Here is a 12,820-nt window from a genome sequence, read left to right as displayed (position 1 = left end):
ATCAGCAGGCAGTAGCACGAAGCAGACAAAACAGACTCACCCGCCGGCCAAATGCAAAAAAGTTGAAATGCATAAATTCGACTGATCAAGGCTACTCAAGCGACCTCGTATTCAGGCCGGCAGAGTGTGGGAGCTGCATTCTATTAGATTCTCAGAGGAGTTTTGTCACAGCCCATTACAAGCGTTACCAGGGAATTTCTGTCCCGTCATAGTTATAAAATCGACCCGTTTTTGCTGGCGTTACTGATAAAAGCAGCTTTTTTAGTCCGCCGACACTTTCCTCAGCAGAAATCAGTGCTCCGGGGCCGCCCATAGCCGTTTTTACCCACCCCGGATGCAAAGCGAGAACCGTGATTCCTCTCGGCTCTAAATCGATAGATAAGCTTTTGACGACTTGGTTTACGGCTGTCTTTGAAGTTCGGTAGATATATCCCCCGCCAGAGCGATTATCAGCGATACTCCCAACCTTGCTGCTCATCACCGCGATTAGCTTGTGCTCGCTGGCCGCAACATTGTCACAAAAAGTTTCTGCCATCATATAGGGGGCGATAGTGTTGGACTCTAAAACTCGACGCCACTCTGCGCGGTCAACAGCGCCAAATCCCACGCCCTTCGGCCCGTAGTAACCTGCATTGTTGAGCAATATGTCTATCGGCTCTCCTTGAAAGGCCTTACCTAGAGAGATCATCTGTTCGTAGTCGGTCACATCTAGGCGAATCAACTGTATCGAGGGGTAGCGTTCTTGCAACACCGCGAGCTCAGCGGCTTTCTTCGGTTCCCGGCAACAAGCCAGGACCTTCCAGCCAATTTCGGCAAACTGGGAACACAACTCAAGCCCAATTCCCCGATTGCAGCCAGTAATTAAAATCGTGCCGGACATTGGTGCTCCTTAAATGGTATTCTTGCGGGAAAGCGATCATAGCAACTGTATAGCAATGTATTACACTCTCAGCGACATACTGTGGCTTTCCCTGTTCTTTGTGGTTCTTTGGTATATCTGGGCCAGTATGGCCGCTAAAGAGCACGTCCGGCGAGCCGCTTCTGATCACTGCCGACAGCTCGGTGTCCAACTGTTAGACGACACCGTGCTTTTGGTTCGTACTCGAATTAAAAAGGATAAGAGGGGGTTTTTCAGCCTTCACCGCAGTTACAAGTTTGAGTTTACTTCTACAGGCGAACATCGCTATTCAGGCACCGCTGTACTTCACGGGAATCGCATCCAACAGTTACAGCTTGCCCCCCACCACGTAAGTTAGAGGTACCCATGCAACGCGGCCTATATCGTCACTACAAAGGAAATCTGTACGAGGTTTTACATACCGCAAAACATAGCGAATCCGAAGAGGTTATGGTTGTGTACCGAGCCCTTTATGGAAGCTATGGCGTCTGGGTGAGACCCCAAAGAACATTTAATGAAACAGTTTCTAAAAACGGCGTTAAATCTCCACGCTTTGAATTAGTCCAGGCATTTGACATAGCTGCCTGACCTGACTGAAATATAATTAATTTTGGAGGGGCCATGCTTCCTCCAAAGTCACTTTATCTGCCTATTATTTTTTCCAATAAGATAAGCAACTTTCTTCAGTTATATCTGCACCCAATCCAACTCAATCTTTTGTCTAACTTGCTGGTACTCAGGTGTACTATCAGCTTACAACTGACCCCGAAAACCCCCAGCGTTTATTAATCGAATTACTTATAATTTTGATTTGGAATAATTTTGCGCCAACTATTCGTTGGATCTTTCAGCCTTTGAAATAAGCTCTTTCATTCTATTCTTCCCGCCTGGTCAAGATTTCATTATTGCGACATAAATCGGTCAAGTCCGTGCAATAATCGATTTGTAACTTGTCGGCATGCGAGGCTTACCGATGAATCTAAAGAGTTTTGATGTGTCCATAGTGCTGTATATGGTTGAGCGGGCATCACGCCCCAGCTCTCGCCGGCGCTATCTGTGGCTATCTAAATCTGGGGATGGGTGGGCAGCCGGGGCACTTTTATTCACCTATGTATGGCTCAATTCAGCCATTCAACTGCTGTACTTGGCATGTACCGCAGTTGCCTTGGAGCGCGGATTGTACTGGGGGATAAAAAACACGACACGACGACTTCGCCCGCCCCAAGCAATCCCGGGCATGCGTCCCGTAATTGTGGCGCACGATCGTTTCAGCTTACCGTCGGGCCACACCTCATGCGCCTTCCTATTTATAACCGCGATGTCTATACAGGTGAGCCCTATGTGGAGCTTCGGTTATATCTGGGCCACCGGTGTCGGAGCCGCCAGGGTTGGCCTGGGAGTTCATTTCCCGTCTGATATTTGTGCCGGCGCTATTTTGGGGACCAGTGTCAGTTTAATTGTGAGTGCTGCCTTTTTATGAAGATACTTTACGGCGTTCAATCCACGGGTAATGGGCACATCAGTCGCTCCCGTGCGCTGGCTAAGCAATTCGAAAAGTATCCAAATCTCGAGGTCCAGTGGTTATTTTCAGGCCGTCCAAGAGAAAGCTTATTTGAGATGTCTTCTTTTGGAGACTATTGGTGGCGGGAGGGAATGACTTTTATCCACAGTCACGGCCGCTTGAATAGTTTCGCAACACTACGAAACATCAATGCAGTAAGATTCATCAAGGATATAAGAACACTGCCGGTTAATAATTTTGATTTAATTATCAGTGACTATGAACCTGTTACGGCCTGGGCAGCGAAATTTAAGAAAAAACGCAGCATCGGTATCGGCCATCAATACGCCTTTGAATTCCCGATCCCTGCACCTCGCAATAAGTGGGCATCCCGCACAGTACTAAGATCATTTGCCCCAACACAAGAGAGTATCGGTTTGCATTGGCACCACTTCGGCAACCCAATACTACCACCAATCGTCCCTCAGAAACCTGGACTCTCCCAAGAATTGGGTGAACATATTCTAGTTTACTTGCCTTTCGAACAGCCTATTCCGATGCTGGACGAACTTTCCAGGCTGCCCTATCGGTTTATCGTCTACGGTATACCCCACAATTTACCTACTTCTAGTAATATTCAGGTTAAGGCCCCCTCAATTAATGGCTTTCAGAAGGATCTGGCAACCTCTAAAGCAGTAATCTGTAATAGCGGATTTGAATTATTGGCTGAAACCCTGGCTCTGGGAAAACCCATTCTCAGTAGGCCTCTCGCCAATCAATTTGAGCAGGAAGCCAATGCCAAAGCACTCGATCAGCTCAAACTGGCCACAATCGTAAAACAGATAAATGCCTGTACGATCGACAAGTGGCTAACCAACTGCCCCCCTCCACTTCGGATAGTTTGGCCTGATGTGGCTCAATCACTGGGCAACTGGATTGCTTCCGGGTGCCGACAAAGCCCAGCTGAACTATCCTCCCAACTGTGGCGCAAGGTGGTACCAAAGCCCGTTGCAGACGCAGCACCAGTATTTCAAAGAATATCCGAGTAAAAGCACTCTAATAATCGCCAAGTCTATTCATAGAATCAGTCATTGCCCAGTGCACCCTCTCCACGTTTACATATACACTTGAATCGTAGTGTTCCAGCATAAAAATATTCAATGGAAAACTATCTGGAAATTAAACGGATTACCCAAAAAGAATAATGTAAGAGGTAAACATGGCCCATCAGCTGCTCAACGAGCGTGAAATCGATTTTTTGCTTTATGAATTTTTAGATACCGAGGCCCTAATCAATCGCCCTCGGTACAGTGATCATTCCCGTGAAATTTTTGATGCAACACTGAATACTGCACACACCATTGCAGAAAAATTTTTCGCTAATCACAACGCCAAAGGCGATGCGATTGAACCGAGCTTTGATGGTGAAAACGTCAGCGTTATCGAAGAAACCAAACAGTCCTGGGATGCTTTTGCCTCTGCAGGATTTCTTGCCGCTCACTGTGATGCTGAGGAAGGTGGGCTGCAATTGCCAGAAGTTATTCTGCGCACAGCTCTCGCTTATATGGCTGCAGCAAACGTTGCCAGTGCTAGCTACCCGTTCTTGACCATTGGCGCGGCCAATCTGGTGCGCACTTTCGCCAGTGAGTCGCTTAAAAAGAAATTCCTTCCACAAATGTTGGACGGGCGTTTTGCCGGGACTATGGCACTAACTGAACCGGATCAGGGCTCCGCGCTGTCAGACATTCGCACTAGCGCCGTACCAGAAGAAGACGGCAGCTACCGCATTCATGGGCAGAAAATGTATATTTCTGGTGGCGATCAAAACCTCACTGAGAATATCGTTCACCTGGTTCTGGCAAAAATTAAAGGCGCACCCGCAGGCGTGAAGGGAATATCACTTTTTCTGGTTCCCAAATTCCTTCTGGACGAGCAAGGGAAACTGGCAAAACGCAATGATGTAAAACTCGCAGGCCTGCTACATAAAATGGGCTACCGCAATACCACATCAACGGTATTGAGTTTTGGTGAAGACGGTGGCGCTATAGGCTACCTGATCGGTGAGCCCCACCAGGGCCTGAAGTATATGTTCCAAATGATGAATGAAGCCCGTATCAGTGTGGGAGCTGGCGCTTCTGTACTTGGATACCAGGGGTACACTTACTCTCTTGAGTACGCCAAGGGCCGCCCGCAGGGGCGTATGCCCTCTAACCGAGATCCTGAATCCAAACAGGTCCCTATCGTCCAGCATGCCGATGTTCGCCGTATGCTACTGATGCAAAAAGCCTATGCTGAAGGTGGCTTAAGCTTGAGTGTTTATGCCACCTCACTTTACGAGGATGAGCATACAGCCCCTACAGAAGAACAGCGCAACAATGCTGCAACACTGCTCGATCTGCTAACTCCCGTAGTAAAATCCTGGCCTTCCAAGTACTGCCTAAAAGCTAATGAGTTGGCGATTCAGGTTTTGGGGGGAGCGGGTTATATTCGTGAATACCCGGTAGAGCAGTTGTATCGAGACAATCGCCTTAACGCAATTCACGAAGGTACAGAAGGCATCCATGCCCTGGATTTACTGGCCCGGAAAGTACCGTCAAAAAATCTTGCTGGCTACCAACTGTTACAGGCAGAGATCCGCAATACGATTATGCAGGCCAGGGATAAACCTAAGCTCGAATCTATGGCCAAAATGCTGGAAGAAGCCCTGGAAAAGTTGGATGAGACAAGTTTTGCATTATTCTCCCAGCTTCAGGAAGATGTGGATCGCGGCCTGGGTAATGCCACCCTATACCTGGATTTATTTGGCTGTACCGTAGTCGCCTGGTTGTGGCTACAGCAGGCAGTTATCGCAGAAAAAGCACTGGAAAAGAATCCTAACAGTGAAGCTCAGGATTTTTACCAGGGTAAATTACACACTGCGAAATACTATTTTGAATGGGAGCTACCAAAAACAGAGACAGCTATCGCACTGCTGAAATCAGGCAATAGCGTTCCTTTCGACATGCAGGAAAATTGGTTCTAGTTAAACGACTTGTCGAGCAAAACGGAAATTACAGCTGCACCGTAATTTCCGTACCTCCCTGAGGAAGAGGGACTGCATTTATTTGCCCTTCATAGCTCTCAACAATATCCACTACCACGGCAAGTCCAATACCCTGCCCAGGTTGCTGTTCATCGGCACGAACGCCCCGCTGGGTAACCGCTTGCCATTTCTCACTGTCCAGCCCTGGGCCATTGTCTTTAACCCGAATAGACAGTTTGCGAGTATCTTCCATATTCTCAACGGCAACCGATAATTTCCCGTCACCATATTTATAAGCGTTATCCAGCAAGTTACCCAGGACTTCCATCAGGTCACCTTCGTCACCATAAAACAGGGTGTTTTCAGCACAGGAACTTTCGACATCACACGGCTTACTGCGATACACCTTTTCAAGCGCATCCAGTATTTTATGGAGCAGTGGCGCGACCGGTGTCCCCCGTATAATGGATTTCGGCGAACTGGTTACTGCCCGCTGCAGTTGATAACTGATAATACTGTCCATCCGCTGCACCTGATCCGTTAGCGTCTTGCCGGCGGTTGTTGAATCTCCAGAAAATTTGAGACCTTTCAATACCGCTAATGGCGTCTTCAGGCTGTGGGCCAGGTCAGCTAATGTGTGCCGGGTTTTTTCTCTCTGGCGGCGCTCATTTTCAATCAACAGATTTAAGTTATCTGTCAGTGGGCGCAGCTCCCGCGGAAAATTACCCTCCAATCGATCAGCACCCCCACGCTGCATTTCCTGAAGCGCATTAGCCAGGGCTGTCAGCGGGGCAAACCCCCAGCGCAGAACCAACCACTGTGCAAGGATTAATAACAATGCTCCCAACCCCAACCAGTGCCACATGGTTGAGCGAAACTGCCCCACTTGAGCCTGTAGCGGGGCCGCATCCTCGAGCACTGCAAAGGTAAACAAATTTTCATCTTCCAGCCCCCAGGCAACCCCTTGGCGGAAACTGCTATAACTTCCCTCTTCTCCCGGAACCGATACCTGCGAATAGGACTCCTGCCCCTGGGAAAGCGGATAGAACTCCAGCTGCGGCATTGCCAGGGCTGACTCCGAACGCCAGATAATCTCACCCTCCCGGTCAATAACAGCTCCCACCAAGCCGGAATCAGGCTGGTTGAAGCGTTGCTCGGGCAAACTCGGGGGCAGAATCAGGGTTTTACCTTCCGGCTCAGCAACCGCCAGCAGGGTGTAAATGTAGACCTGCAGCTCCCGCTGCTTGGCTTCATTCAGGGAGGTGCGATAGGCGTGCTCGAGGACTCCAGAGATAAGAAGAATAAAGCCGACCAGCACAAGACTGGTAACCAGGGCCAGACGCCCCTTTAAGGAACCCAGAATATAGGAAAGCAGGGGGAAATTGATGGATCTCACTGCGGAATCACAAAGCGATAGCCGCGCCCGCGCAAAGTCTCGATAGGCTTAAGCTTGGCTGCCGCATCAATTTTTTTCCGCAGGCGTCCAATAAACACCTCTATCACATTACTGTCCCGGTCACAGTCCTGTTCATAGATATGTTCTGTCAGGGTGGTTTTTGACACTACCTCATCCGGATGTAGCATCAGGTATTCAAGTACTTTGTACTCAAACGAAGTCAGGTCCAATTCAACTTCATCCACACTAACCCGTTGCGCACTGGTATCCAGAACGATAGGTCCGGCTTTAATCGTCGGCGATGAGAAACCTGCGGAACGGCGCACCAGGGCGTTCAACCGTGCGAGCAGTTCTTCAGTATGGAAGGGTTTTACCAGGTAATCGTCCCCGCCAGCTTCCAGGCCGGAGACCCTTTCCTGCCAGTGTCCCCGAGCCGTTAAAATCAGGATAGGAAAATGCTTCTCTTCACGGCGCAGTGTTTCAATAACCTGAATACCATCAATTTTGGGTAAACCCAGGTCCATTACTGCAACGTCGTAGGGATATTCCCTCCCCAGATAAAGTGCCTCTTCTCCATCGGGGGCTTCGTCAACAGTGTACCCGGCCGTACGCAGGGACTCTGCCAGCTGCTGCCGCAGTAATGCTTCATCTTCAACTAATAGTGCGCGCATAGTAATTACCTTATTGCAGCTCGCAATTATTCTGCTATCGGGATATACGGCCGCTCTGTTTATCGACAAACACCACATAAACCTGACTTTTGGCCGACAGTCCTTTCACCCGATACACGGCTCGCCCCTGTTTCTTGGTCTCAGAAATGGCGAGAATTTTTCCACCAAAGCGTTGTTTTACGATTGAAGCAGCCCGATCCCTTGAGATTTCTCCCCCTTGAACACGAAGAAAGTGGGGCTGGAAACTCTCCCGCTCATAAGCGGGGTAGCTGTGTACCGTGGCACTGCAGAGCGCCGGCAAAAACACAGCGGTAAAAGCAATAAAGCCAAGTAAGGTACGATTCAGTTTCACGGTGCGGCTCCTGTGGATATCCAATTTTCCACCCTTTATAAACTCCCTGCCGCCCTCAACCGGGCTCAAAGAGCCGGTGAGACATCGACATGGACCCGGATTCTATCGCCCGGATGATGGTCAGTGCGAGTCAAGTAAACTTGCCCATTATACCGATAGCGGACATCGTATCCGACTAATTCCCTTCTTGTAGAGTATTCATCTACAACATGGCAACGGGACTCTGTTGCATAGTGGATTGGAGCATTGGCACGGCTGATCTGGTTACCTACCAGGGCGCCCACCAAAGCCCCTGCGATTGTGGCGCCGCCACGATTGTGACTGCGATGATAACCGTAGCGTCCACGGTGGCCGTGATCGCCTAAGTTATTACCGATTGCAGCACCTATAAGTCCCCCCACTACAGTACCTGCCGGGGAAGTCGGCTCTCGATAGGCAACCTGTTCATCGCGACACTGAGTCGTCGGTGTAACAACCTGAACATCGGTGTAGACGGGAGTAACCTCGGTAACTCGCGCATAATCATAGCCACCCGCAGCATAGCCTCGGGGGCCCGCGCTGGCAGTAGAACTTAGACCCACCAGTGCCGCAACTGCCGCACCCGCGATTAGCTGTTTGTATAGTTGCACGATATATCTCCCGCTAGTCATCAACGGGAGCCAGATTACTTAAGATGATCTGAATAGACGCTGAATTACACTGTCGTACCAGCGTAGCAGCGAGGTAAAACGATAAGCCAGCCTCTCAGGATTGGAATTTGAATGGCAGGCACTATTCAGGAGCCCCAGATGAACTATCAGTCTCCTCATCACCCTCTCGTCGGTCACTGGCCTCTCGATCACGCCTAGGCCGAGAATCCTGGTGCCTTCTCCCCCTTTCGTGCTCCCTTCTGGGCCTATCTCCTCTCGCCCGGTCGCCCCTTGGTCGGTCTTCTCTGTGCCGGTTTCCCCTAGGTCTATTCTCATCGGACCTATCCCTCCTAGGCCCATCTTCCCTGAGTCTATCCCCTTGCGCTCGCTCCCCCCGAGCCCTATCACCTCTGGGCCTTTGCGGTTCACTCCTATCGCCCCTAGCTTCCCGCCAGCGCTCGCGCACTTGCTCTCTCTGTTCGGGGGACATCTGCCGATATCTCTCACGAGCCTCACGGATACTCTCACGCCTGCCTTCCGGCAGGGCACGGTACTGTCGATAAGATTCCCGCAGCTGATTACGGCGTTCCTGGGGCAGAGACTGCCATTTTTCATAGCGCTGCCGAGCATTGTCACGCTGCTCAAGGCTCATTGAGTTCCATCGACGCGCACCCCGCAACAACCTCTCCTGCTGGCTATCAGACATGTTGGGCCAGCGCTCTTCCATGCCCTGTAACAGCTTGCGATCACTATCACTTAGGCTTTTCCACTCCACCGACCACGCCATACCAGCCCAAAGCAGTGAGGCTGCCATCAAACAAGTTGCGACCAGGGTTTTAATCATGACTGTCCCCCAGCCATATATCTTTGCTTTTGGTGCCTTCTTGGGTTTGCCCGGAACCTTGAACCAACTCGGGATCTTCAGGGATAACGACATCACCTTGTTCATCGACCCACTCTTCCAGGAATAACAGGAATTCCTCCGGCAGAGGCTCTGCTTCCTCCGCCTCGGTAGTACCTGGAAATACGAGCGCACACATAGATATGATGAATAAAACACTACGAAGAGTGCCCATCCAGCTCCTCCGCCAACCACTGATAAAACTCCATATCCTCAATCATCTCGATATCCATATCTTCATCCAGCAGCCAATCACCACTCACTAGCAGCTCTGTACGACTTTCATTATTGATAACAGAACTGGGCCACCATAGAGCAAGAAATAGCACTGCAGCAGAAGCCGCTGTAACTGGAAGGTAGGGATACAAGGTGTTGAGTGAAAAGTACCGTTTTTTATTATTTTGCTCTTGCGCTGCGGAGCGGATTCGCCGCAACTCAGCCAGGGTTTCCGTATCGAGCGATCTCTCTCTACGTATAACCGCAGCACTAGCCGCTCCGAGTATACGCTTCTCGTTAGTCGATGAATTGTTTTCTAAATTACTCATTCCATCGCCTCCAAATGAACCCGCAGGCTGCGCAATGCTCGAGAGAGGTGAGTCTTCACACTTCCCTCGCTACAAGCCATAGCCCCTGCTGTCTCACTGACATTAAAGCCTTCAACGCAGCGCAACAAAAAAGCCTGCTGTTGACGCAGAGGTAACTTTTCAATGGCGCGGTCAATGGCATCAATCGTACGTTCACCGATTAGGACACTATCCGGGCTGCGGCCGTTGGGGTCGGGAAATTCACTCAGATCCCATTCATCGCCTTCGCTATTAATAGGAAGTTTATCTTTCAACAGCTGCCAACGGGACAGGTTTTTCTTGCGACGATGCCAATCGGTTATGCGGTTATTAAGAATGGTAAAAAATAATGGGCGCCACTCCGCACTGTCTCGGCAGCTATAGCTTTTGACGAGTGCAAGCATAGAGTCCTGAACGATATCCAGCGCATCATCACGGTCCCCTACAGCATATTTCGCCATAGTGAATGCCCGCTTTTCTACTGAAGCGAGAAACTGATCCATAAAAGCCGATTGAGGTCCCTTGACGAGGATGCAATCCTTCTACGGCTATTGCGGAGCCTCTAAATAATTCAGTGATAATTCTCTGACTGTCAGGGCAGCTCACAGTCTAGGCGCGGCTTCACAGGAGTATTTAAACCTTTCAAGAAGTCGCAGCACAGAGTATGAACCACTCTGAATCCCCGTAGGACAGGCTTAGAAGGCCCCAGCTACTGCACTGCTCGTGCAAAGGACTAGGGCCTTTCTCAGTAAGCCGCACCTAGCGACTGCAGTCTTCCTAGCCTACAGAAATATCACGGAATTATTCAGAGGCTCCTTAGTTTGCCGCAACCCACTAGATAATGCCTGCTACAACCAACAATCATTAATCGTTATTGTTGTCACGGGATCTACGATGGTGCTTTTTTGTCCGCTCGCCGCGTTCGTTCTTCCGATCGTATCTATTATCTATTCGCTCGCCTTTTTTATCGAGGCGCTCGTTTATTTTCTCACCTTTGTTATCCAGGCGCCTATCGATACGATCACCTTTTTTATCTAAATGTGCAGCTAATTTGTCTCTCCCATTAGCGGCAGCCTGCTCAGATCGTTGGTCCAGGCGCTCATTAATACGATCACCTTTCTCGTCGAGGCGCTCTTCAATGCGATCCCCCTTTCGATCGAGACGATTTTCAATACGGTCTCCGCGATCATGTCCATTATCCTCACTGCTTTCAGCTTGCAGCGAGAGGGGAAAACCAAGGCTAAGCGCCAGCACTGACAGTCCTATCAGTTTATTCATAAGTTGCTCCAGTTCCGTGAACAAAAAACTCAATGCGTTAACAGCACTGACTATAACGTCAGGCACTAGAGCTGGTTGACAGGACTCCTATGAAAAATCGGCGAAATCAGAAGACAAAAATAATCGGTGCGCAAAGTACCGTTCTCTGCTCAACCCTCTACAACTTCCGGGCCGGGCACTTCATCACCGAGCCAGCGTTGTGTCAGGGTGCCAGCAGTCATAGCGCCGTTAACATTCAGCGCGGTTCGCGCCATATCAATCAGAGGTTCAACAGAAATCAGCAGAGCCGCGATAGTGACTGGCAACCCCATCGCCGGCAATACCACCAAGGCTGCAAAGGTCGCCCCGCCACCAACGCCCGCTATACCGAAAGAACTGATCATTACAACCGCCACTAAAGTAGCAATCCATACCGGGTCCCATACATTGATCCCCATGGGGACTGCCACCATCACTGCCAACATGGCCGGATAAATGCCGGCGCAGCCGTTTTGCCCAATAGTCGCACCGAAAGATGCAGAGAAATTGGCAATTGCTGGAGACGTACGCAGCTGGTCCACCTGAGTCTCGACATTTAGGGGAATAGTTGCAGCACTGGAGCGGGAGCTAAAGGCAAAAACCAGCACCGGCCATACCTTGGTGAAATAGTGCAGCGGATTGATACCATTAATCAGTAGCAGCAGACCGTGCACCAGGAACATCAAACCAATAGCCGTAAAGGAGGCCAGCACAAAACTCAATAAGTTAAAAATATCCCCCATACTGGATTTAGCGATCAGGCCGGTAACCAAAGCCATCACGCCGTAAGGGGTAAAAGCCATCACTAGTCGCACCAGCTTCATAACCCAGACTTGAGCCACATGAACGAAGCGCTCAATCGCTGCGCCCTCTTCGGGAAATTCACGGCGAACCGCCAAGGCTGCCAACCCTAAAAGCACCGCGAATATAACCACCGCTATAACAGAAGTAGAGCGAGCCCCGGTCAGGTCCAGAAAAATATTGCGCGGCACAAAAGAGGTAATAATCTCAGGAATGGAAAGGTCTGTGACCTTGCCAATGCGCTCATTCAGCACTTCCACTCGCGCAGCTTCCCTGGAACCCTCAACCAATCCCGCAGCCGACAAACCAAATAGCTCGGCCATAGCCACGCCAATTAGAGCGGCCACCGCCGTTGTTCCCAATAGCACCCCCAGGACTGAAATACTGATTTTGCCCAGCGCCTGGGTATGGCTGACTTTAACTACCGCCACTAATATGGAAGTCAGCACCAGGGGCATCACGAGTAAATACAATAGATTTACGTAGCTGTCCCCTATCATCTCTACCCAAGGTATCACCTCTGCGGGTGCAGCCCCCCATCCGCGAGACAGTTGCAGGGTGCCTCCAAAGATAACCCCAAGAATCAGGCCAGCCAGCACTGCTGGAGCGAGGGAGTCACGGCCTCGCTGCCAGCGAAAAAGTCCGTATATAAAAACAATAAATAGAAGCAGGAAAGCAAATGAACTGATATGCATAAGGTCTGGGTCCCACCCGGAACGAAAGGGGAAAGTGGCGGCATGCTATCAGCGATCCGCCACAAGCCTATAGATGTGTTAGTTATAGTTTTATA

16 protein-coding genes are annotated in these 12,820 nt (G+C 50.1%); 5 read left to right on the top strand and 11 right to left on the bottom strand.

Translation table 11 applies throughout. The features are described from left to right. Nucleotides 1-184 precede the first annotated feature (184 nt). Nucleotides 185-880 (bottom strand): SDR family oxidoreductase, encoded by a 696-nt coding sequence (locus tag ACJJI1_RS14980; RefSeq protein ID WP_444912524.1) that lies wholly within the window; start codon nucleotides 878-880, stop codon nucleotides 185-187. Between the two features lie 13 nt (nucleotides 881-893). On the opposite strand from ACJJI1_RS14980, the gene ACJJI1_RS14975 reads away from it, so the two are divergent. The 5 genes from ACJJI1_RS14975 (at nucleotide 894) to ACJJI1_RS14955 (ending at nucleotide 5,421) form a co-directional block, all read left to right on the top strand. Beyond that, on the top strand, nucleotides 894-1,256 hold the full coding sequence (locus tag ACJJI1_RS14975; RefSeq protein ID WP_413664979.1) for a DUF3301 domain-containing protein: 363 nt from the start codon (nucleotides 894-896) through the stop codon (nucleotides 1,254-1,256). An 8-nt stretch (nucleotides 1,257-1,264) separates the two neighbouring features. Next, nucleotides 1,265-1,486, top strand: coding sequence for a DUF1653 domain-containing protein (locus tag ACJJI1_RS14970; RefSeq protein WP_413664978.1), 222 nt, complete (start codon nucleotides 1,265-1,267; stop codon nucleotides 1,484-1,486). Between the two features lie 385 nt (nucleotides 1,487-1,871). Continuing rightward, entirely contained in the window at nucleotides 1,872-2,378 is a 507-nt protein-coding gene (locus ACJJI1_RS14965; protein ID WP_413664977.1) for a phosphatase PAP2 family protein, read from the top strand. After that, nucleotides 2,375-3,448, top strand: coding sequence for an MJ1255/VC2487 family glycosyltransferase (locus tag ACJJI1_RS14960; RefSeq protein WP_413664976.1), 1,074 nt, complete (start codon nucleotides 2,375-2,377; stop codon nucleotides 3,446-3,448). The genes ACJJI1_RS14965 and ACJJI1_RS14960 overlap by 4 nt, the downstream gene beginning before the upstream one ends. 170 nt (nucleotides 3,449-3,618) lie before the next feature. Beyond that, a complete protein-coding gene (locus tag ACJJI1_RS14955) occupies nucleotides 3,619-5,421 on the top strand; it encodes an acyl-CoA dehydrogenase (RefSeq protein ID WP_444957153.1) in 1,803 nt (600 codons plus the stop codon). A gap of 28 nt (nucleotides 5,422-5,449) precedes the next feature. On the opposite strand, the gene ACJJI1_RS14950 is transcribed toward ACJJI1_RS14955, so the two are convergent. The 10 genes from ACJJI1_RS14950 to ACJJI1_RS14905 form a co-directional block, all read right to left on the bottom strand. Then, nucleotides 5,450-6,817 carry an ATP-binding protein gene (locus tag ACJJI1_RS14950; RefSeq protein WP_444915974.1) on the bottom strand — a complete coding sequence of 456 codons (1,368 nt, stop codon included), beginning with the start codon at nucleotides 6,815-6,817 and terminating at the stop codon, nucleotides 5,450-5,452. Then, nucleotides 6,814-7,488 (bottom strand): response regulator transcription factor, encoded by a 675-nt coding sequence (locus tag ACJJI1_RS14945; RefSeq protein WP_282931897.1) that lies wholly within the window; start codon nucleotides 7,486-7,488, stop codon nucleotides 6,814-6,816. Before ACJJI1_RS14945 ends, ACJJI1_RS14950 begins: the two co-directional genes overlap by 4 nt. A 34-nt stretch (nucleotides 7,489-7,522) precedes the next feature. Beyond that, a complete protein-coding gene (locus ACJJI1_RS14940; protein ID WP_282931896.1) occupies nucleotides 7,523-7,840 on the bottom strand; it encodes a PepSY domain-containing protein in 318 nt (105 codons plus the stop codon). 65 nt (nucleotides 7,841-7,905) lie between these two features. Then, nucleotides 7,906-8,469, bottom strand: a complete 564-nt coding sequence (locus ACJJI1_RS14935; protein WP_444894508.1) for a glycine zipper 2TM domain-containing protein — start codon at nucleotides 8,467-8,469, stop codon at nucleotides 7,906-7,908. Between the two features lie 142 nt (nucleotides 8,470-8,611). Continuing rightward, the gene (locus ACJJI1_RS14930) at nucleotides 8,612-9,313 is read right to left on the bottom strand and encodes a DUF3106 domain-containing protein (RefSeq protein WP_444957152.1); all 702 of its coding nucleotides are present in this window, start codon (nucleotides 9,311-9,313) and stop codon (nucleotides 8,612-8,614) included. Then, the gene (locus ACJJI1_RS14925) at nucleotides 9,306-9,545 is read right to left on the bottom strand and encodes a hypothetical protein (RefSeq protein ID WP_444957151.1); all 240 of its coding nucleotides are present in this window, start codon (nucleotides 9,543-9,545) and stop codon (nucleotides 9,306-9,308) included. Before ACJJI1_RS14925 ends, ACJJI1_RS14930 begins: the two co-directional genes overlap by 8 nt. Next, on the bottom strand, nucleotides 9,529-9,915 hold the full coding sequence (locus ACJJI1_RS14920) for a hypothetical protein (RefSeq protein ID WP_444957150.1): 387 nt from the start codon (nucleotides 9,913-9,915) through the stop codon (nucleotides 9,529-9,531). The genes ACJJI1_RS14925 and ACJJI1_RS14920 overlap by 17 nt, the downstream gene beginning before the upstream one ends. Next, the gene (locus ACJJI1_RS14915) at nucleotides 9,912-10,436 is read right to left on the bottom strand and encodes an RNA polymerase sigma factor (protein ID WP_444898061.1); all 525 of its coding nucleotides are present in this window, start codon (nucleotides 10,434-10,436) and stop codon (nucleotides 9,912-9,914) included. The genes ACJJI1_RS14920 and ACJJI1_RS14915 overlap by 4 nt, the downstream gene beginning before the upstream one ends. A gap of 361 nt (nucleotides 10,437-10,797) precedes the next feature. After that, the gene (locus ACJJI1_RS14910; RefSeq protein ID WP_444957149.1) at nucleotides 10,798-11,211 is read right to left on the bottom strand and encodes a hypothetical protein; all 414 of its coding nucleotides are present in this window, start codon (nucleotides 11,209-11,211) and stop codon (nucleotides 10,798-10,800) included. A 149-nt stretch (nucleotides 11,212-11,360) separates the two neighbouring features. Then, nucleotides 11,361-12,725, bottom strand: coding sequence for an L-cystine transporter (locus ACJJI1_RS14905; protein ID WP_444957148.1), 1,365 nt, complete (start codon nucleotides 12,723-12,725; stop codon nucleotides 11,361-11,363). Between the last annotated feature and the right edge of the window lie 95 nt (nucleotides 12,726-12,820).

This window comes from Microbulbifer maximicatervae (SeqCode) (assembly GCF_052467065.1).
This window is presented reverse-complemented; position numbering and strand designations above follow the sequence as displayed.

Bases quoted from the DNA above. Each gene is read 5' to 3' on its own strand.
- ACJJI1_RS14980 (WP_444912524.1), bottom strand. From the start codon at position 880: ATGTCCGGCACGATTTTAATTACTGGCTGCAATCGGGGAATTGGGCTT.
- ACJJI1_RS14975 (WP_413664979.1), top strand. From the start codon at position 894: ATGGTATTCTTGCGGGAAAGCGATCATAGCAACTGTATAGCAATGTAT.
- ACJJI1_RS14970 (WP_413664978.1), top strand. From the start codon at position 1,265: ATGCAACGCGGCCTATATCGTCACTACAAAGGAAATCTGTACGAGGTT.
- ACJJI1_RS14965 (WP_413664977.1), top strand. From the start codon at position 1,872: ATGAATCTAAAGAGTTTTGATGTGTCCATAGTGCTGTATATGGTTGAG.
- ACJJI1_RS14960 (WP_413664976.1), top strand. From the start codon at position 2,375: ATGAAGATACTTTACGGCGTTCAATCCACGGGTAATGGGCACATCAGT.
- ACJJI1_RS14955 (WP_444957153.1), top strand. From the start codon at position 3,619: ATGGCCCATCAGCTGCTCAACGAGCGTGAAATCGATTTTTTGCTTTAT.
- ACJJI1_RS14945 (WP_282931897.1), bottom strand. From the start codon at position 7,488: ATGCGCGCACTATTAGTTGAAGATGAAGCATTACTGCGGCAGCAGCTG.
- ACJJI1_RS14930 (WP_444957152.1), bottom strand. From the start codon at position 9,313: ATGATTAAAACCCTGGTCGCAACTTGTTTGATGGCAGCCTCACTGCTT.
- ACJJI1_RS14925 (WP_444957151.1), bottom strand. From the start codon at position 9,545: ATGGGCACTCTTCGTAGTGTTTTATTCATCATATCTATGTGTGCGCTC.
- ACJJI1_RS14920 (WP_444957150.1), bottom strand. From the start codon at position 9,915: ATGAGTAATTTAGAAAACAATTCATCGACTAACGAGAAGCGTATACTC.
- ACJJI1_RS14915 (WP_444898061.1), bottom strand. From the start codon at position 10,436: ATGGATCAGTTTCTCGCTTCAGTAGAAAAGCGGGCATTCACTATGGCG.
- ACJJI1_RS14910 (WP_444957149.1), bottom strand. From the start codon at position 11,211: ATGAATAAACTGATAGGACTGTCAGTGCTGGCGCTTAGCCTTGGTTTT.
- ACJJI1_RS14905 (WP_444957148.1), bottom strand. From the start codon at position 12,725: ATGCATATCAGTTCATTTGCTTTCCTGCTTCTATTTATTGTTTTTATA.